Annotated in this window: 18 protein-coding genes and 1 other RNA gene; 6 read left to right on the top strand and 13 right to left on the bottom strand. The window is 69.4% G+C overall.

Going from position 1 to position 17,828, the window contains the following annotated elements:
- Window positions 1–2: 2 nt before the first annotated feature.
- The 7 genes from rpiA to G582_RS16260 form a co-directional block, all read right to left on the bottom strand.
- Window positions 3–650 (bottom strand): ribose-5-phosphate isomerase RpiA, encoded by a 648-nt coding sequence (gene rpiA / locus G582_RS0110435; RefSeq protein WP_028839794.1) that lies wholly within the window; start codon window positions 648–650, stop codon window positions 3–5.
- 48 nt (window positions 651–698) lie between these two features.
- Window positions 699–1,169, bottom strand: coding sequence for an EVE domain-containing protein (locus tag G582_RS0110440; RefSeq protein ID WP_028839795.1), 471 nt, complete (start codon window positions 1,167–1,169; stop codon window positions 699–701).
- Window positions 1,166–1,771, bottom strand: a complete 606-nt coding sequence (locus G582_RS0110445; protein ID WP_028839796.1) for a 5-formyltetrahydrofolate cyclo-ligase — start codon at window positions 1,769–1,771, stop codon at window positions 1,166–1,168. Before G582_RS0110445 ends, G582_RS0110440 begins: the two co-directional genes overlap by 4 nt.
- Before the next feature lie 37 nt (window positions 1,772–1,808).
- Window positions 1,809–1,992: non-coding RNA, 6S RNA (ssrS, locus tag G582_RS17560), on the bottom strand.
- Between the two features lie 61 nt (window positions 1,993–2,053).
- Window positions 2,054–2,350, bottom strand: coding sequence for a cell division protein ZapA (locus G582_RS0110450; protein ID WP_028839797.1), 297 nt, complete (start codon window positions 2,348–2,350; stop codon window positions 2,054–2,056).
- Window positions 2,347–2,568: a TIGR02449 family protein gene (locus G582_RS0110455; protein ID WP_028839798.1), complete on the bottom strand. Its 222-nt coding sequence runs from the start codon at window positions 2,566–2,568 to the stop codon at window positions 2,347–2,349. Before G582_RS0110455 ends, G582_RS0110450 begins: the two co-directional genes overlap by 4 nt.
- A gap of 9 nt (window positions 2,569–2,577) precedes the next feature.
- Window positions 2,578–4,878 carry a putative bifunctional diguanylate cyclase/phosphodiesterase gene (locus G582_RS16260; protein WP_248642762.1) on the bottom strand — a complete coding sequence of 767 codons (2,301 nt, stop codon included), beginning with the start codon at window positions 4,876–4,878 and terminating at the stop codon, window positions 2,578–2,580.
- Window positions 4,879–4,965: 87 nt separating this feature from the next.
- Between G582_RS16260 and G582_RS0110465 the strand changes: the two genes are divergently transcribed.
- Both G582_RS0110465 and G582_RS0110470 read left to right on the top strand, forming a co-directional pair.
- Window positions 4,966–5,508: a UPF0149 family protein gene (locus G582_RS0110465; RefSeq protein WP_051247127.1), complete on the top strand. Its 543-nt coding sequence runs from the start codon at window positions 4,966–4,968 to the stop codon at window positions 5,506–5,508.
- Between the two features lie 6 nt (window positions 5,509–5,514).
- Window positions 5,515–6,837: an aminopeptidase P N-terminal domain-containing protein gene (locus tag G582_RS0110470; protein WP_028839800.1), complete on the top strand. Its 1,323-nt coding sequence runs from the start codon at window positions 5,515–5,517 to the stop codon at window positions 6,835–6,837.
- A 141-nt stretch (window positions 6,838–6,978) separates the two neighbouring features.
- Here G582_RS0110470 and pepQ read toward each other — a convergent pair whose 3' ends face one another.
- From pepQ to rph, 6 genes are all read right to left on the bottom strand, one after another.
- A complete protein-coding gene (pepQ, locus tag G582_RS0110475; RefSeq protein ID WP_028839801.1) occupies window positions 6,979–8,298 on the bottom strand; it encodes a Xaa-Pro dipeptidase in 1,320 nt (439 codons plus the stop codon).
- Between the two features lie 61 nt (window positions 8,299–8,359).
- Window positions 8,360–8,704 (bottom strand): PilZ domain-containing protein, encoded by a 345-nt coding sequence (locus tag G582_RS0110480; RefSeq protein WP_028839802.1) that lies wholly within the window; start codon window positions 8,702–8,704, stop codon window positions 8,360–8,362.
- The gene (locus tag G582_RS16265) at window positions 8,694–10,931 is read right to left on the bottom strand and encodes a DUF1631 family protein (protein WP_051247129.1); all 2,238 of its coding nucleotides are present in this window, start codon (window positions 10,929–10,931) and stop codon (window positions 8,694–8,696) included. The genes G582_RS0110480 and G582_RS16265 overlap by 11 nt, the downstream gene beginning before the upstream one ends.
- A 118-nt stretch (window positions 10,932–11,049) precedes the next feature.
- A complete protein-coding gene (gene hemW / locus G582_RS0110490) occupies window positions 11,050–12,201 on the bottom strand; it encodes a radical SAM family heme chaperone HemW (RefSeq protein WP_028839803.1) in 1,152 nt (383 codons plus the stop codon).
- Window positions 12,201–12,788 carry an RdgB/HAM1 family non-canonical purine NTP pyrophosphatase gene (gene rdgB / locus G582_RS0110495; RefSeq protein WP_028839804.1) on the bottom strand — a complete coding sequence of 196 codons (588 nt, stop codon included), beginning with the start codon at window positions 12,786–12,788 and terminating at the stop codon, window positions 12,201–12,203. Before rdgB ends, hemW begins: the two co-directional genes overlap by 1 nt.
- 13 nt (window positions 12,789–12,801) lie before the next feature.
- Entirely contained in the window at window positions 12,802–13,545 is a 744-nt protein-coding gene (gene rph / locus G582_RS0110500; RefSeq protein WP_028839805.1) for a ribonuclease PH, read from the bottom strand.
- Window positions 13,546–13,611: 66 nt separating this feature from the next.
- On the opposite strand from rph, the gene G582_RS0110505 reads away from it, so the two are divergent.
- The 4 genes from G582_RS0110505 to G582_RS0110520 all read left to right on the top strand — a co-directional run bounded on the left by G582_RS0110505 (window position 13,612) and on the right by G582_RS0110520 (window position 17,814).
- Window positions 13,612–14,475, top strand: coding sequence for a YicC/YloC family endoribonuclease (locus G582_RS0110505; RefSeq protein WP_028839806.1), 864 nt, complete (start codon window positions 13,612–13,614; stop codon window positions 14,473–14,475).
- 6 nt (window positions 14,476–14,481) lie between these two features.
- Window positions 14,482–15,099: a guanylate kinase gene (gene gmk, locus G582_RS0110510; protein WP_028839807.1), complete on the top strand. Its 618-nt coding sequence runs from the start codon at window positions 14,482–14,484 to the stop codon at window positions 15,097–15,099.
- Between the two features lie 147 nt (window positions 15,100–15,246).
- The gene (gene rpoZ, locus G582_RS0110515; protein WP_028839808.1) at window positions 15,247–15,546 is read left to right on the top strand and encodes a DNA-directed RNA polymerase subunit omega; all 300 of its coding nucleotides are present in this window, start codon (window positions 15,247–15,249) and stop codon (window positions 15,544–15,546) included.
- A 99-nt stretch (window positions 15,547–15,645) separates the two neighbouring features.
- Window positions 15,646–17,814 (top strand): RelA/SpoT family protein, encoded by a 2,169-nt coding sequence (locus G582_RS0110520; RefSeq protein WP_028839809.1) that lies wholly within the window; start codon window positions 15,646–15,648, stop codon window positions 17,812–17,814.
- Window positions 17,815–17,828: the final 14 nt, after the last annotated feature.

Consider the following 17,828-nt stretch of genomic DNA (forward strand, 5'->3'; position numbering starts at 1 on the left):
CCTCAGAACACCCGCGGCGGCTGCCCGCCGACGATCACCACGTCGGCCGGGCGGCGCGCGAACAGGCCCACCGCGACCACGCCGGGGATCTGGTTGAGCTCGCGCTCCATCGCCACCGGATCAGTGATGGCCAGGTTGTGCACGTCGAGGATGACGTTGCCGTTGTCGGTGGTGACGCCGTCGCGCCACACCGGCTGGCCGCCGGTCAGGCGCACGATCTCGCGCGCCACCAGACTGCGCGCCATCGGGATCACTTCCACCGGCAGCGGGAACCGGCCCAGCACGTCCACCTGCTTGCTGGAGTCGACGATGCAGACGAACTTCGCGCTGGCTTCGGCGATGATCTTCTCGCGGGTGAGCGCGGCGCCGCCGCCCTTGATAAGGTGCTTGCGCGGGTCGCATTCGTCAGCGCCGTCGACGTACAGCGACAGGGGGCCTGCGGCGTTGAGGTCGATCACCTCGATGCCGTGCGACTTCAGCCGCGCGGTGCTCTGTTCGGAGCTGGACACCGTGCCCTTGATGCGGTCCTTCCACGCCGCCAGCGCGTCGATGAAATAGGCGACGGTGGAGCCGGTGCCGACGCCGACGATCATGCCGTCCTCGACGTATTCGATGGCTTTTTCGGCGGCGAGTTTCTTGGCTTCGGACATGGCGGTTCCTGCGGAAAGAGGGGTATGCGGTGGGCGCGGGGGATGGCGCTATTCGAGGGAAAGCAGCAGCTTCCACTGCGCGGCGGTCACCGGGAACACCGACAGCCGGCTGCCCTTGGCGGTCAGCGCGAAGCCTTCGCCAAGTTCGTCGGTTTGCTGCTTGATTTCCTCCAGCGGGATCAGCCGCTTGAGCTTGCGCTCGAAGGCGACGTCGACCAGGAACCAGCGCGGCGTTTCCGGGGTGGCCTTGGGGTCGAAGTAGTGCGACTTGGGATCCAACTGGGTGCTGTCCGGATAGGCGGCGCTGGCGACGGTGGCGAGGCCGGCGATGCCCGGCACCTTGCAGTTGCTGTGGTAGATCATCACGCCGTCGCCCACCCGCATGCCGTCGCGCATGAAGTTGCGTGCCTGGTAATTGCGCACGCCGTTCCACGGTTCGGTGCTGACCCGTTCCAGGTCGTCGATGGAAAACGCATCGGGCTCCGACTTCATCATCCAGTAGCGCTTGCGCGTGCTCATGCGGGCTCCTGTCCGGCAGGGTGGGCGAGCAGGGTGTCGTCTTCGCAACAGACCGCGTCCAGGCGCACGTCCCAGGCTTCCCGCGGCAGGGCGTCCACGCGCTGGGCGGCGAACGCCGCGCCGACCAGCCACGGTGGGGCAGGGCGTTCATGGCGGAAGGCCAGGCTGCGGTCGTACCAACCACCGCCCATGCCCAGCCGGTGGCAGTCGGCATCGAAGCCGACCAGCGGCATCACCAGCACCGCCATGTCCTGTGCGCGCAGCGCGCCGGCAGGAGTGACATCCGGTTCGGGGATGCCGTAGCGGTTGGTGACCAGCGCATCGCCCGCGCGCCAGGGCGCGAAACGCAGGCTGCCGTCCTCGTGCAGCAGCGGCAGGCAGTAGATCAGCGACGCCGGCAGGCGCAGCTGCAGCGCGTGCAGGCCGATCTCGCCATCCATCGCCCAATAGCCGGCGAGGTAGCCGGCAGCGGGCAGGAACGGCAGGCCGAGTACGCGCTCCGCCAGTGACTCCGCGGCGGCGATGCGCTGCTGCGGGGAGAGGCTGCGGCGACGTTCGCGCAGTGTCTTGCGCAGTGCGGCGCGGTCGATGGGCGGGCTCACGCGGGGACGGCCGGCTGCGGAAGGGAGACGTGGGGAAAATGTCTCCGCTGTGGCGATGCATGCGAAACGACCTTGAACCCGGGGTTCAAGTGGGAACGCTCGGCGGCCATCGGGCTTCCCGCTCGGGGCGGACTTGCACTCCCGGTTACCGTTGCGTCCCCGTGGTCGTCATTAAGGGACAAGGCGAATGTTGCGCACGCCGTCGCTCACAGCAGAGGACGCGGCCAGTATAGCGGTTCGGCGCGGCGATGAAGCGGTTCGCGGCGGCGCGGCGGGGCGGGTTCAGTTTTGCGCCAGCAGCGCGTCCAGCTTGCGGTTGGCCTCGTCGATCAGGCCCAGCGCATCGCCGCCGGCCGCGGCGGGCGTGGCCTTGCTCGCGTGCTGCTGCAGCTCGTGGGCGAGGTTCAGCGCGGTCAGCACCGCCAGCCGTTCAGGCGCGACCATCCGGTTGCCGCCGCGCAACTCGCGCATGCGCGCGTCCAGCATGCGCGCGGCCGAGGCCAGCCCGGCGCGTTCTTCGTCGCTGACGCCGACGGTGTATTCGCGGTCGAGGATGCGGACGCTGACCGGCTCGTTCATGTGTGCTGCTCCAGCGACTTCAGCCGCCCGATCATCGCTTCCACCCGGCTGCGCGCCTGCTCCTGCTTGGACAGCAGCTGGGCGCGTTCGCCCGCCATCTGTTCCACCTGCTGGCGCAGGCTGCGGTTTTCCTCCTGCAGGCGCTGCATGCGGGCGCCGATCAGGTCGATCCGCGCCAGCAGTTTGTGCAGTTCGGCTTGCGGGTCGCGTTCGCTCATTCGCGCACCTTAGGCAGGCACCGTGCCGGGGTCAAGCCGCGTGCCGGCGCGCGCCTGCGCGCGCAGCAGGAAGTCCAGGCAGGCGTCTTCGGGCAGCGGGCGGGAAATCCAGTAGCCCTGCGCGATGTCGCATGCGCTCTGTTCCAGGAACGCCAGCTGGCCTTCGGTTTCCACGCCTTCCGCCACCACCTGCAGGCCCAGCGTGCGGGCCATCGCGATGATGGTGGCGGTGATGGTGGCGTCCTCGTGGTCGTCGGGCGTCGCCAGTCCGTCGATGAACGCCTTGTCGATCTTCAGGGTGTTGATCGGCAGGCGGTGCAGGTAGGCCAGCGAAGAGTAGCCGGTGCCGAAGTCGTCCACCGCGATGGACACGCCGAGGCGTCGGAAGGCGTGCAGGCGCTCGCTGGCGACCTCGGCATTGCCCATCAACACGCTTTCGGTGAGTTCCAGCTCCAGCGCGGATGCGGCCAGGCCGCTGTCGCGCAGGGCCGCTTCGACCGCGCCCGGCAGGTCGCTGCGCAGCAGCTGCAGCGCGGAAACGTTGACCGATACCTTCAGCCGCCGGTCGACCCCGGCACGCTGCCAGGCCGCCAGCGTGCGGCAGGCTTCGTGCAGCACCCATTCGCCGATCTGCACGATGGTGCCGCTCTCCTCCGCCAGCGGAATGAACTCGTCGGGCGTGACGTTGCCGTATTCGGGACTGTTCCAGCGCAGCAGCGCCTCGACCGCGCCGAAGCGGCCATCGGCCAGCAGCAGCTCCGGCTGGTAGACCAGCGACAATTCGCCGCGTTCGATCGCCCTGCGCAAGGCGCCGATCAGGTTGGCGCGGCGGCGGATGTCGCCGTCCATCGCGTCCGCGTAGCGCAGGAACGCGCGCTTGCCGATGCCCTTGGCCTTGTACATGGCGGTATCGGCGTGTTTCAGCAGGTCGGTGGGCACCTGCGCGTGGTCGGGGAACAGGCTGATCCCGATCGACGGCGAGATGGTGAATTCGTAGCGGTCGTCGAGCCGCAGCGGCGCGTCGAACGCGGTGATGATGCGCTGCGCGCAGTGGTCGGCCTCGGAAGGATGGGCGAGGCTCTCCAGCACCACCGCGAATTCGTCGCCGCTGATGCGGGCGACGGTGCGCTCCGCGCCCGCCACTTCCTGCAGGCGCTGGGCGGCCGCGCGCAGCACCCGGTCGCCGGTGGCATGGCCCAGCGAATCGTTGACGTCCTTGAAGTTGTCCAGATCGAGGAACAGCAGCGCCAGCCGATTGCCCTGGCGCCGCGCCTGCACGATCGCGCGCGACAGGCGTTCGGCCAGCAGGATGCGATTGGGCAGGTTGGTCAGCGGGTCGTAGTTGGCCAGGTAGCGCAGTTCCTGCTCGATCCGGCGGCGCTCACTGATGTCGCTCGCAACCAGCACGTACAGCTGTCGCTGGGTGATGGGCTCATGCAGCGGGCTGCACTGCATCGCGCACAGGAAGTCGCTGCCGTCCTTGCGCCGCTGCCACATCTCGCCGTTCCAGCCATCCTGCGTGCGGATGGCGCGACGCGCGTCCTGGTAGAACGCCGGTTCGTGGCGGTCACCGTCGAGCAGGCTGGTGTCGCGGCCCAGCACTTCCGCTTCCTCGTAACCGGTCATGCGGCTGAACGCGGGGTTGACCGCAACGAAACGGAAGTCGGCATCCAGCACCGCCACCGACTCGGCCATGCAGCGCATCACCTCGGCGGCGACCTGGCGCTGGTTCTCCATCTCGCGCAGCGAATCGATATCGCGCGCGGTGCCGGCGATGCGCGAGGCCCGGCCATCGGCGGCGTGGGCGACCGCGCGGCCGCGCACTCGCATCCATTGCCAGCGTCCGTCCTCGCCCAGCATCCGGTGTTCCGACAGGAACACCGGCGCTTCCCCGCGCAGGTAGGCACGCAGCTGGCGCAGCACGCCCTTGCGGTCGTCGTCGTGAAATTTCGGGCTGCGCTCGATACTGGCCTGCATGGCCAGGCGGTGGTCGCCGTCCGGGGTGACGCGGGTGACCTCCAATTCGCGGCTGCGCAGGTCGTACTGCCAGAACACCTCGTTCGAGGCCCACAGCGACAGCCGCCACTGCTGCGCGCGTTCCTCCTGTTCGCGCTGGTGGGCGCGCTGTTCGCGTTCGCGGCGGCGGTGGCTGGCCAGCGCCAGCCATGCCAACAGCAACACCAGCAGCGACAGCAGCAGGGCCAGCGACGTCCCCGCCGACAATCCACCCTCCATCGCGAAGGCAGGCAGGGGCAGCAGCAGTGCGCCGCAGGCAAGGCCCAGTTTTGCCGGAACGACGCGATCCCCCATCGGCGAAGTGTAGGCATGCCCGCGCAGCGGCAACAAGCGGCGTGCGGTTGCTAAACTGCCGGAATCCCCCGAATTCGAGAATCCCGCGTGAGCGAAACCGAGTTGCCGGTCTGGGCCGAAGTGGCAGCCGCAGCCGACCGCCTTGAGCTGGCCAGCAGTCCGGCTGAACTGCACGGCGCCCTGTGCGGCTGGCTGTCGGCCGGTGGCGCGGATGCCGCGGGCTGGCTCGCGCTGGTGATGGCCGATCCGGCCCTGCCGGCGCCGCAGCCGGGCGATGCGTTGGACCGCTTGCGTGGCACCAGCGCGGCGCAGCTGGGTGATCCGGAATTCGGGTTTCAGCTGCTGCTGCCCGAGGACGGCAAGCCGATCGACCGCGCCGCGGCGCTGTTCGCCTGGTGCCGCGCCTTCCTTGGCGGGTTCGGGCTGGCCCTGGACGGCAAGCCGATGTCGGAAGAGGGGCAGGAAGCGCTGCGCGACCTCGCCAACCTCGGCGCTGCACAGATCGACGAGGCCGACGACGGCAGCGACGAGGAAGCGCTGGCCGAGATCGAGGAATACCTGCGGATGGCGGTATTGCTGCTGCACGCGGACTGCGCGCTGGGGATGCAGCACCGCCAGCGCCTGCACTGACCACCCATGCAGCCGCTGACCGCCCACTGGCGCAAGGCGCTGGCGCGCCGCCGCCGGCAGCTGATGCAGGCGGCCGGCGATGGCGCGATCCTGGTGCTGCCGGCCGCGCCGGAGCGCATCCGCAGCCGTGATACCCACTATCCCTACCGGCAGGATTCCGACTTCTGGTACCTGACCGGCTGCGACGAGCCTGACGCGGTGCTGGTGCTGGTGCCCGGCCGCAAACACGGCGAGGCGATCCTGTTCTGCCGCGAGCGCGATCCCGAGCGCGAAGGCTGGGACGGCCCGCGGCTGGGCCCGGATGGCGCGGTGGACGTGCTGGGAATGGACGACGCCTATCCGGTGTCGGACATCGACGAGATCCTGCCGGGCCTGCTGGAAGGCCGACGCCGCGTGCACTACCACCTTGGCCGCGATGCCGACTTCGACCTCAAGCTGATCGGCTGGATCAACCGCGTGCGTGCGCAGGCCCGGCAGGGCGCGCAGCCGCCGCAGGAATTCCTCGAGCTCGGCCACCTGCTGGACGAGATGCGGCTGTTCAAGTCCGCCGACGAAATCGCGCTGATGCAGCGCGCCGCCGACATCAGCGTGGAAGCGCACCGCGCGGCGATGCGCGCTGCCCGCGCCGGCATCCACGAATACGAACTGCAGGCGGAGCTGGAATGCGTGTTCCGCCGGCACGGCGCGCAGCCCGCCTACGCCAGCATTGTCGGCGCCGGTGCCAACGGTTGCGTGCTGCACTACCGCGCCAACAGTGCGAAGGCGCGTGCCGGCGAGCTGGTGCTGGTGGATGCCGGCGCCGAATACCGCGGCTACGCGGCCGACATCACCCGCAGCTTCCCGGTGGACGGGCGCTTCAACCGCCAGCAGCGCGCGCTGCACGATCTGGTCTGCCGCGCGCAGGCCGCGGCGCTGGCGCAGGCGCGCCCCGGCGTGCCCTACGAGGCGGGGCACGACGCCGCGGTGGCAACGCTGGCGGAAGGTTTGCTGTCGCTGGGATTGCTGCAGGGCAGCCTGGAGGCAGTGCTGGCCAACGGCGACTACAAGCGCTTTTACCGCCACAAGACCGGGCACTGGCTGGGTCTGGACGTGCACGATGTCGGCGAATACCGCCTGGATGGCGCCTCGCGGCTGCTGGAGCCGGGGATGGTGTTCACCATCGAACCGGGGCTCTACATCCCGCCGGACGATACGGCCGTGGCGCCGAAGTGGCGCGGCATCGGCATCCGCATCGAGGACGATGTGCTGATCACCCGCGACGGCCACCGCGTGCTGACCGGCGCGCTGGAGCGCAGCGCGGACGAGGTGGAAGCGTTGATGGCGAAGTAGTTTGGCGGCGCTGCCGGGCGGGTGGGGGCGCAATCGCCGCTCAGGCTCCGCATCCGGCTACGATTCGCGACTGCGCCCCATCCATGGCGCGCGACTGCGCCCCCGCCCGGCAGCGCCGTCGATTTTTCTGGCGACGGCCGCTCAGCCTTGCGCAAACGCCTCGCGGGTCAGGTTGATCGGCTCGCCGTCGGTGCAGACCACGTCATCCTCGATGCGGATGCCGCCATAGGGTTTGAACATTTCCACTCGCTGCCAGTCCACCGCATCGCCCAGGCCCTTCTGCTTCAGCTCGTCCAGCAGCATGTCGATGAAGTAGATGCCGGGCTCGATGGTCACCACCATGCCCGGTTCCAGGGTGCGGGTCAGGCGCAGGTAGGGATGGCCTTCCGGCTTGGCGATGCTGCCGCCGGCGTCGGAGGCGGCGAAGCCGGCCACGTCGTGCACCTGCAGGCCGATGCCGTGGCCGATGCCGTGCGGGAAGAACGCGCTGCTCACGCCGCTGGCGAGGGCGTCTTCCGGCGTGGTCCGGAGCACGCCGAACTCGCGCAGCACGCCGGCCAGGCGCAGATGGGCGTCGAGATGGATGCGCGCGTAGTTGGTGCCGGCGCGGACCTGGTCGCACAGCGCCAGTTGCGCGGCGTCGACGGCGCGGATCATCGCCGCGAACTCGTCGTCGGCCGCGGAATAGGTGCGGGTGATGTCGCTGGCGTAGCCGCCGAAGCTGGCGCCGGCATCGATCAGGAAGCTGCGCACCGGCGTCGGCGGCAGGCGGTCGCGATGCGTGTAGTGCAGTACCGCGCCATGTTCATTGAGCGCGATGATGTTGCCGTAGGGCAGGTCGTTGGCGTCCTGTCCGGCGATCTGGCAGTAGGCAAGGTGGATGCCGAATTCGCTGCTGCCGGCGCGGAACGCGCGTTCGGCGGCGCGGTGCGCGCGGGCCCCTATCCGGCTGGCGCGGCGCATCATCTCGATCTCGTAGGGCGTCTTGAACGCGCGGTGGTATTCCAGGTACTGCAGCACCGGTTCCGGGTTGTTCGGCACGTAGCTGCCCAGCGCGCTTTGCGCCTCGCCGAGGATCGCGCAGCGGAACACGCTCGGCAGCAATCGCGTGACTTCGTCTGCGCTGCGGATTACCTCGATGTCGAAGTGTTCCACCCAATAGCCGCTGGGCATCTCCGGCACCACGTGCCAATAATCGTGCGGCTGCAGGAACACCAGCTTCGGCCGCTGTCCCGGCGTGACCAGCAGCCAGCTGCCCGGCGCCTGCGTCAACGGCAGCCAGGCCTTGAACTGCGGGTTCACCGCATAGGGGTAATCGCGGTCGTCGAAGGCCTGGTAGTGCAGCGTGCCGCTGGGGATGAGCAGATGGTCGAAGCCGCCCCGGCGCAGCGCCTCGGCGGCGCGTGCCTGCAGGGTGGCGAGGTGCTGCGGATACAGGGACGAAAGGAGTGCGTTCGACATGGCGGATGCGCGGCGGTGGGGGATGCCCCGATTGTCGCGCATCCGCGCACGCCCCGCAGGCTCAGTCCTCCGCCTGCGCCGCCCATGCGCGAAGGCGGACGGTGGCGTCCGGCGACAGCCCGAGGAAACGCAGGCCGATCCACGACTGCCCCGGCGCACCGGCCTTGTCCTGCCAGAGGACATGCGCGCCGACTTCAATGGGTTGCGCCGCGCCGACCCCGTCGGGCAGGTTGAAGCGGAGCTGGAACAGCGCGTCGTCCGGCAGGCTGCGGTTGGCCATCATCAGCATGCCGCCCACCGAGAGATTGCCGAGGTAGCCGACCGGCTCTTCGAGGATGGTGTCAATGACTTCCACCCGGCCCGGTACCGCCCTGCGTGGCTGGCGGCGGCGCGGATCATGGCTCATGGCCGGCTCCCTTGCTAAGCGCGTCTGCGCCCGGCGCGATCCGCTGCAGGCTGCTCAGGGTGGCGTCCCAGGCCGCGGTGGCGGGCGCCGCGTGCCGTTCCAGCAGGCGCAGCCGGCCGGCCGCCAGCTTGCGGGCCAGGCTGTCGAGGTTGTCATTGCCGGCCCGCAGCCCGCGCCGGTTGACCAGCAGCGCCTGGTCGGTGTGTTCGCTGATCCAGGCCAGCCGGCGCCGCTGCGGGCCGTCCTGGCCTTCGTCGTCGATCTCCACCCACACCGGCAGCGATAGCGACCGCAGGCGCGCGTAGGCGGCTTGCTCTTCCGGGGTTCGCGGAGTGGAGGGCGCAATGGTGTCCGCGCCGGCACTGTCCTCGCCCAGGCGACCGCGCGCGCGCAGCTGTACCAGCAGTTCGGTGCGGGAGGCCTGGTCGTTGTCGCTGCCCTGGCCGTTGGCCAGCTGCGTAGCGATCGTGGTGGCGTCGTCGGGGTGGTAGCCGACCTGTTCCAGGGCAGCGCGGATCTGCTCCACGAACGTCGTGTCGCCGGGCGGCGCGGCCGCCCCGGCGCCGGCGTCGACGATGCGCGCGGTGATATCGAGCAGCTGCCGCCAAGCATCCGATTGCTCGCCGCTGCGTAGGTGGGTCAGCGACAGGACGTCGGTCCAGGTCTTTTCCAGCAGTGTCGCGTGGAAGCGCGGCAGGCTGCGGCCGTCGAGCAGGCGGGTGATTTCCTGGTTGGCGCGCTGTCGCGCCACTTCCAGCTTCTCGCGCCCGCGCGCGGCTTCCACCTGCCGGCGTTCGGCCATCTCCGCCTTGCGATCCAGCGCCTGCAATCCCGATTGCAGGGTGCGGTTGGCCTCGGCGAACGATTCGCTGGTGCCGCCGGCATCCTGCTGCACATGCGAGGCGGCGCGCTGCAGCAGACCCAGCCACTGCGCGTCGAGGTCGTCGTCCGCCAGCCACTGCGCGCCGGCCAGCGAAATGGCATCGACCAGCTGGCGGGCGGGGTGGGCGGCGTCGGTGAAGAACCCCTGGTCACGCAGTGCCAGTTGGGTCAGCGGCAGCCGCAGCCGGTCGAGCATCGCTTCGCCGGGGCTGGTCTTGCGCAGCTCGCGCTGCAGCTGGCCCATGAACAGGCCCAGCAGGTCGAAGGCGTCGTTGTCGACATCGGACAGTGCGACGCCGTGGCCATGCGCTTGCCGTGCCTGCGCCAGCAGGATGCGGCGGTAGTCGGCCAGCGTGTCCGCCTTCTCGGTGCTGGCGCGCATGCGCTGCAGGGTGGCCAGCAGTTCGTCGTTCGGCAACGCATCCAGCGTGCGCTCGTCGCGCTTGCCGGGGCGCAGCTTGCTGAGCAGCCCACGCCGCTGCTGCAGCAGCGACTGCAGCGCGGCGAAACCGGCGGCGACGGTAGACTGTGCGGCGTCCCCGGGCGTGGACCATCCACCCGGCTGGGGGCCGCCGGGTGCTGCATGGCCGGCCTCGGCGCTGGCGGCATCGTAGGCGGCGCTTGTCGATCCGGCGCGCACCCGCATCGGCACGAAGCTCAGGAACGGCAGGATGCCATCGTCGATCAGGCGCTGGTTGAATCCTTCAAGCAGGTCCGGATAGGCATCCATCAACGCTTTTTCGAACTGCTGGAACAACTGCATGCGCGCGTAGCGCGAGAGCTTGAGCTGATCGGCGGACTGCGCCAGTGCCGCGCACAGGGCGCGCGGTGCCAGCGGCAGGGTTTCGCCGTCGAACGCCGGCGCGGCGGCCAGCACGCCGAAGCGTTGGCCCAGCAGCTGCAGCCCCAGGCTGTTGCGCGCCTCGATCCGGCTGGCCATGGTGTCGAGCACGAATTCGTCGCTGATCCCTTCCTCTTCCAGCAGGCTCAGGGTCAGGATCGGCGGCGCACCCGCGTCGTGGCTGTCGTCGCCGTAGTCGCGACGCGCGTCCTGCAGGCTGGCCAGCGAGGCCTCGACGCTGGCAAGGAAGCCGCGGACAAGGAAGGCAGCGCCGCCGCCGAGGCTGCGCATGGAAGCCAGCTTCGCCTGCTCCAGCGCGGGATCGCTGCCGGCGGTGGTGCGCGCCAGCGCAAGCTCGGTTTCGTGCAGGACCCGCGGCAGCAGCTGGGCGAACACCGGGCGCAGATCCGCCAGCAGGTGTTCCAGCGCCTGACGGGTACGTCGCGGCAGGCGGGCGCTGGCCAGCGAGGGCGGCGCATTGCTTGTGGGTGCGGTCGAGGACACGGCGCGTCGGCGCCCCCCTTGGCGCTTTGGCAATCGGTGCATGGTATGCGGCAACCGTCGCCGCCTCAATCACGCGGGCCAAAGCGCGCGCGGCCGGCCGTGCAGGTTTTGCCTCGGTTCAGTCCAGGAACAGCCCGATCACGTCGTTGGCGAAGCGCCGCCCCAGCTCGGTCGGACGCAGCCAGTCGGCGTCCGGTTCCAGCCATCCGCGCGCGCGCGCCAGCGCCACCCGCTCGGCGATGGCGGCGGCGGGCAGCCCCGTGCGCGCTTCGAACATCGTCATCGGCACGCCTTCGTTCAGGCGCAGCGCGTTGAGCATGAAGTCGAACGGCAGCCGCTGCGCGGCCAGGTATTCGTCGCCACCGATCGCCGCGGCAGTGCCGGCCTTGGCCAGGTAGTCGGTGGGATGCTTGAGCTTCCAGCGCCGCAGCACCTGCTGGGTGGCGCCGAGCGTCAGCTTGCCGTGGGCGCCGGCGCCGATGCCGAGGTAGTCGCCGAAGCGCCAGTAGTTGAGGTTGTGCCGGCACTGGCGGCCTTCGCGTGCGTAGGCGCTGATCTCGTACTGGGCGAAACCGGCATCGGCCAGGCGCGCCTGGCAGGCCTCCTGCATGTCCCAGGCGGAATCCTCGTCGGGGATGCCGGCCGGCACCCGCGCGGCGAACACGGTGTTCGGCTCCAGGGTCAGCTGGTAATGGCTGATATGGGTCGGCGCCAGTGCGACGGCGCGCTCGACGTCGTCCAGCGCCATCGCCAGCGTCTGCTGCGGCAGCGCGTACATCAGGTCGAGGTTGAAGTTGTCGAAGCCCGCATCCTGCGCCGACTTCACCGCGCGCTCGGCGTCGCCGCTGCTGTGGATGCGGCCGAGTCGCTGCAGGCAGCCGTCGTCAAAGCTCTGCACGCCGAAGCTCAGGCGGTTGACCCCGGCGGCGCGATAGCCGGCAAACGGGCCGTGTTCCACCGTGCCCGGGTTGGTCTCGAGGGTGATTTCCACGTCCGGGGCAAAGCGCAGCCGCGCGCTGGCCTGCTGCAGGAAGCGGTCGATCGCCTCCGGCGGGAACAGCGAGGGCGTGCCGCCGCCGAAGAACACGCTGTGGACGATGCGGCCCCAGGCCAGCGGCAGGTCGAAGTCGAGGTCGGCCACCAGCGCGTCGATGTAGGCATCCAGCGGCAGCGCGCCTTTCGCCGCATGCGAATTGAAGTCGCAGTACGGACATTTGCGCACGCACCAGGGCAGGTGCACGTAAAGAGCGAGAGGCGGGGGCGTGAGCATCAGGTGCGTCGCAACTTCGTGCGCAGCTGCGCCAGCGCCACGCCGCGATGGCTGTCGCGGTTCTTCACCTCGGCCGGCAGCTCGGCCGCGCTGCAGCCGTGCGCCGGCGAGAAGAACACCGGGTCGTAGCCAAAGCCGCCGCGGCCGCTGCGCGCCTGCAGGATGCGACCTTCCCAGCTGCCCTCGGCGACCAGCGGCATCGGGTCGTCGGCGTGGCGCACCAGCGCCAGCACGCAGACGAAGCGCGCGCCGCGATCCGCGCCGGCTACGCTGTCGAGTTCGCGCAGCAGCTTGTCGATGTTCGCTTCGCTGTCGCCGTGGCGACCGGCGTAGCGCGCCGAATACAGTCCGGGCGCGCCGCGCAGCGCATCGACGCACAGCCCGGAGTCGTCGCCCAGCGCCGGCAAGCCGGTGGCGTGAGCGGCGTGGCGAGCCTTGAGAATGGCGTTCTCGATGAAACTCAGGCCGGTTTCATCGGCGTCGCCCACACCGAATTCGGACTGCGCGTGCAGCTCGAAACCTTCGCCGAGCAGCTCGCGCAGTTCGGCCAGCTTGCCGGCGTTGCCGCTGGCGAGAACAAGCTTCATCGGACGGCCGGCTTCACGCCAGCCCCAGCGCTGCCCGCTGCGCGGCGAACAGTTCGGCGCAGCCCTTCTCGGCCAGTGCCAGCAGCGCGTCCAGTTCGTCGCGGCGGAAGGCAAGGCCTTCGGCGGTACCCTGCAGCTCGATGAAGCCGCCGCCATCGTTCATCACCACATTCATGTCGGTGTCGCAGCCGCTGTCCTCGGTGTAGTCGAGGTCGAGCACCGGCACGCCCTGGTAGATGCCGGCCGACACCGCCGCCACTGCACCCACCAGCGGCGTGCGGCCGCTGGCCGGCAGCTTGATGTCGCGTCGGTCGATCAGGCCCTGCACCGCATCCGCCAGTGCCACGTAGGCGCCGGTGATGGCGGCGGTACGGGTGCCACCGTCGGCTTGCAGCACGTCGCAGTCGAGGGTGATGGTGCGCTCGCCCAGCAGCGCGCGGTCCACGCAGGCGCGCAGGCTGCGACCGATCAGGCGCTGGATCTCCAGCGTGCGCCCGCCCTGCTTGCCGCGGGCGGCCTCGCGGTCGCTGCGGGTGTGGGTAGCGCGCGGCAGCATCCCGTATTCGGCGGTGACCCAGCCTTCGCCCTTGCCGCGCAGGAACCCCGGAACCTTGTTTTCCACGCTGGCGGTGCACAGCACGCGGGTGTCGCCGAAGCTCACCAGCACCGAGCCTTCGGCGTGGCGGGTGAAGCCGCGCTGGATGGAAACGACGCGCAACTGGTCCGCGCTGCGGCCGCTGGGACGGGCAAAGGCCATGGTGAAAACCGGAAATCGATGGGGCGCTAGATTACCATTCGCACTTTGCAGGCCCTGGAATTCCGCATGATCCGCAGCATGACCGCTTTCGCCGCCGGCGAGCGCAGCACCGAATGGGGCGTGCTTTCCGGCGAACTGCGCGCGGTGAACCACCGATTCCTCGAGCTTGCCCTGCGCCTGCCGGACGAGCTGCGCGCGTTCGAGGCCGCGCTGCGTGAACGCGTGTCCGCCCGCGTGTCGCGCGGCAAGCTTGATCTGGTGCTGCGCCTGCGCGCGCCGCAGTCCGATGCCGGCATGCATATCGATGACGCGATGGTCGAGGAATTGGCGCGGCTCAACCTCGGGCTGGCCTCGAAGTTTCCCGGACTGCGGACCAGCCTGACCGAGCTGCTGCAATACCCCGGCGTGCTGCGCGGCCGCGACGCCGACGCCGAGGCGATGCAGCGCGAAGCATTGGCGCTGCTCGATGCGGTACTGGATGATTTCACCGATGCGCGCGAACGCGAGGGCGGCAAGCTGGCGCAGGTGATCAGCGAGCGCGCCGAGGCGATCGCGAAGATCGCCGCCGAAGTGCGCACGCTGGTGCCGCAGATCCGCGCCGGCCAGCGCAGCAAGCTGGAAACGCGGCTGGCCGATCTCTCGCAGCCGGCCGACCCGGGGCGGCTGGAGCAGGAGCTGGTGATCTGGCTGCAGAAGCTCGACGTGGACGAAGAGCTGGACCGCCTCGACAGCCATCTGGTCGAACTGCGCCGCATCCTCAAGGGCGGCAAGGAGCCGGTCGGACGGCGCCTGGATTTCCTGCTGCAGGAATTCAATCGCGAGGCGAACACGCTCGGCAGCAAATCGGTCGACGCGCGCACCAGCAACGCCGCGGTCGAGCTGAAGGTGCTGATCGACCAGATCCGCGAGCAGATCCAGAACATCGAGTAACGGCCCATGCGCGGAACCCTCTACATTGTCGCCGCGCCCTCCGGCGCCGGCAAATCCAGCATCGTCAACGCGGTGCTGAAGCGCGACCCGAACCTGCGGCTGTCGATCTCGTTCACTTCCCGCGCGCCGCGGCCGGGCGAGCGCCACGCCGAGCACTACAACTTCGTCACCGCGGCGGAGTTCGAGGCAATGGTCGATGCCGGCGACTTCTTCGAGCACGCGCGCGTCCACGGCGACTGGAAGGGCACCGCGCGGCAGTCGGTGGAGCCGCAGCTGGCGTCAGGCCACGACGTGCTGCTGGAAATCGACTGGCAGGGCGCGCGCCAGGTCCGGTCCCAGTTGCCGGACGCGGTCAGCGTGTTCATCCTGCCGCCCTCGCGCGCCGCGCTGGAAGAGCGCATGCGCAAGCGCGGGCAGGACAGCGAGGAGGTCATCCAGCGCCGGCTGGCTGCCGCCCGCGAGGAAATGAGCCATTACGGCGAATTCGACTACGTGATCGTCAACGAGGTGTTCGAGGTCGCGGTGGCGGAGATGTGCAGCGTCTTCACCGCCAGCCGGCTGCGCAAGGATGCGCAGGTGGCGCGGCACGCGCGCCTGATCACCTCGCTGCTGGTGGACCCTTAGGTCGTTTCGCTCGATTCGGTTGCCGATGCCGGCCGAAATCGTCCTATGTGATTGATTTTCAAGACCGAGACTTGCGGCGAGGGCGTGGCGCGTCTACACTCCCCGGTTCTTTCGATCCCTTGCGCGGCCCATCGCCGCAGGACAGACATGGCCCGTATTACCGTCGAAGACTGCCTGCAGGTGGTCGATAATCGCTTCGAACTCGTGATGATGGCCTCCAAGCGCGCGCGCCAGCTGGCTGGCGGCGTGGAGTCCAAGCTGGACAACAGCGAAGCCAACGACAAGCCCACCGTGCTGGCGCTGCGCGAGATCGCCGCCCGTGCCATCGACACCGATTTCATCGATGCGGTGGAAAAGGCCGAGCGCGAGCGCAAGGAACGCGAGGCGCTGGAGTGGGCTGCCGCCGAAGTGGTGGCTGGCGACGACGACATGAAGGGCGACGACTGAGCGCGGCGCGCGCCTTCGCCCTCGAAGCGGCCCTGCGGGGCCGCTTTTGCGTTGTGGAAACCGTTTGCGGGCACCGCGTGGCAAGGTTAGGCTCGACGCATGACGCCCGGCGATCCCGCGCTTGCCCTGCACGACACCGCGCCCGACGCGGCGGCGGTGCCGGACTATGTGCAGGCGCTGGAGCACGCCGCCTACTATCTTGATGACACCCAGCGCGCCCAGCTGCGCCGCGCCTGGGCGATCGGTGCGGCCGCCCACGCCGGGCAGACCCGCAAGTCCGGCGAGCCCTACATCACCCACCCGGTGGCGGTGGCGCAGGTGCTGGCCGAGCTGGGGCTGGATCTGGAGACGCTGGTTGCGGCGATCCTGCACGACACCATCGAAGACACCCCGCTGACCCGCACCGACGTTGCAGCGCAGTTCGGCGAAACCGTGGCCGAACTGGTCGATGGCGTCACCAAGCTGGAGAAGGTGCGCTTCGCCGACAAGCAGGAAGCGGCGGCGGAAAGCTTCCGCAAGATGCTGCTGGCGATGTCGCGCGACCTGCGCGTCATCATGATCAAGCTGGCCGACCGCCTGCACAACATGCGCACGCTGGGGGCGAAGTCCCCGCATGCGCGCCGCCGCATCGCGGTGGAGACGCTGGAGATCTACGCGCCGATCGCGCAGCGGCTGGGCATGAACCTGGTCAAGGCGGAGTTGCAGGACCTCGGTTTCAAGGCGCTGCATCCGTGGCGGCACGCGGTGATCGCCAAGCGCATCCGCAGCCAGCCGCTGGTGCGGCGCGAGGCGCTGGGGCAGATCGAGGCGCGGCTGGCGCAGCGGCTGGCGCTGGAGAAACTCGAGCATCGGTTGGTGGGTCGGGTGAAAACGCCGTGGAGCGTCTATACCAAGATGCGCGCGCAGAGCCGCAGCTTCGCCCAGGTGATGGACGTGTTCGGCTTCCGGGTGGTGGTGGACACGGTGGCCGACTGCTACCACGCCCTGGGCGTGGTGCATGCGGTGTACAAGCCGCTGGACGGGCGCTTCCGCGACTTCATCGCCATCCCCAAGGCGAACGGCTACCAGTCGCTGCATACGGTGCTGTTCGGGCCCTACGGCTCGCCGATCGAGGTGCAGATCCGCACCCGCGAGATGGACCTGATCGCCGAACGCGGCGTGGCCGCGCACTGGGCCTACAAGATCGGCGTGGACGGCGGCGGCAACAGCGCGCAGAGCCGGGCGGCGGCGTGGATCGCCAACCTGGTGGAAACCCAGCGCGGCACCGGTTCGTCGCTGGAATTCCTGGAAAACGTCAAGGTCGACCTGTTCCCCGACGAGGTCTACCTGTTCACGCCGAAGGGCGACATCCTCTCGCTGCCGCGCAATTCCACCGCGCTGGACTTCGCCTACGCGGTGCATACCGACGTCGGCAACCATGCGGTGACCGCGCGTGTGGACAAGCGGTTGGCGCCGCTGCGCACCAAGCTGGTCAGCGGCCAGTCGGTGGAGATCATCACCGCGAAGTCGGCGGTGCCGACCACCCAGTGGCTGGAGTTCGTGGCCACCAGCAAGGCGCGCACCGCGATCCGCCAGCAGCTCAAGCAGCTGGAGCACGAAGACGCGGTGCAGCTGGGGCATTACATGCTGGATCGCGCGCTGGGCGCCCAGGGCACCGCGCTGGACCGGATCCCGATGCCGCGGCTGGAGACCTATCTGTCCGACAACCGCTATTCGCGGCTGGAAGCGATGCTGGCCGACATCGCGCTGGGCAACCGCATGCCCTCGCAGGTGGCGCTGGCGCTGGCGCAGCAGGAGAGCGGCGGGCAGTCGGGCACGCCGGCGCTGCAGGAGCGCATCCTCATCACCGGCGGCGAGCGCGGGGTGATCAGTTTCGCCCAGTGCTGCCTGCCGATCCCGCGCGACGAGATCATGGGCTACCACAGCGCCGGCAAGGGCATCGTCGTCCACCGCATGGAATGCCCCAACCTGGCCGAACTGCGCAAGTCGCCGGAGCGCTGGGTGGCGATCGGCTGGGATCGCGAGGTGTCCGGCGATTTCAGTTCGGCGATCCGCATCGAGGTGGAGAACCGGCCGGGCGTGCTGGCGCAGGTGGCGGCGGCGATCGCCAATGCCGCTTCCAACATCGACCGGGTGGAATATCTGGAGCGCGACAGCAACATCGCGGTGCTGCGCTTCGGCATCGACGTGACCGACGGCCGCCATCTGGCCGAAGTGATTCGTGGCGTGCGCCGGTTGCAGGTGGTGCAGGACGTGCAGCGCTGCTGAGGCAGCAGCACGGG

It is taken from the genome of Thermomonas fusca DSM 15424 (assembly GCF_000423885.1).
Taxonomy (GTDB): domain Bacteria; phylum Pseudomonadota; class Gammaproteobacteria; order Xanthomonadales; family Xanthomonadaceae; genus Thermomonas; species Thermomonas fusca.

Coding starts and splice junctions, on each gene's coding strand:
- rpiA (WP_028839794.1), bottom strand. CDS start 650: ATGTCCGAAGCCAAGAAACTCGCCGCCGAAAAAGCCATCGAATACGTC.
- G582_RS0110440 (WP_028839795.1), bottom strand. CDS start 1,169: ATGAGCACGCGCAAGCGCTACTGGATGATGAAGTCGGAGCCCGATGCG.
- G582_RS0110450 (WP_028839797.1), bottom strand. CDS start 2,350: ATGAACGAGCCGGTCAGCGTCCGCATCCTCGACCGCGAATACACCGTC.
- G582_RS0110455 (WP_028839798.1), bottom strand. CDS start 2,568: ATGAGCGAACGCGACCCGCAAGCCGAACTGCACAAACTGCTGGCGCGG.
- G582_RS16260 (WP_248642762.1), bottom strand. CDS start 4,878: ATGGGGGATCGCGTCGTTCCGGCAAAACTGGGCCTTGCCTGCGGCGCA.
- G582_RS0110470 (WP_028839800.1), top strand. CDS start 5,515: ATGCAGCCGCTGACCGCCCACTGGCGCAAGGCGCTGGCGCGCCGCCGC.
- pepQ (WP_028839801.1), bottom strand. CDS start 8,298: ATGTCGAACGCACTCCTTTCGTCCCTGTATCCGCAGCACCTCGCCACC.
- G582_RS0110480 (WP_028839802.1), bottom strand. CDS start 8,704: ATGAGCCATGATCCGCGCCGCCGCCAGCCACGCAGGGCGGTACCGGGC.
- hemW (WP_028839803.1), bottom strand. CDS start 12,201: ATGCTCACGCCCCCGCCTCTCGCTCTTTACGTGCACCTGCCCTGGTGC.
- rdgB (WP_028839804.1), bottom strand. CDS start 12,788: ATGAAGCTTGTTCTCGCCAGCGGCAACGCCGGCAAGCTGGCCGAACTG.
- rph (WP_028839805.1), bottom strand. CDS start 13,545: ATGGCCTTTGCCCGTCCCAGCGGCCGCAGCGCGGACCAGTTGCGCGTC.
- G582_RS0110505 (WP_028839806.1), top strand. CDS start 13,612: ATGATCCGCAGCATGACCGCTTTCGCCGCCGGCGAGCGCAGCACCGAA.
- gmk (WP_028839807.1), top strand. CDS start 14,482: ATGCGCGGAACCCTCTACATTGTCGCCGCGCCCTCCGGCGCCGGCAAA.
- rpoZ (WP_028839808.1), top strand. CDS start 15,247: ATGGCCCGTATTACCGTCGAAGACTGCCTGCAGGTGGTCGATAATCGC.
- G582_RS0110520 (WP_028839809.1), top strand. CDS start 15,646: ATGACGCCCGGCGATCCCGCGCTTGCCCTGCACGACACCGCGCCCGAC.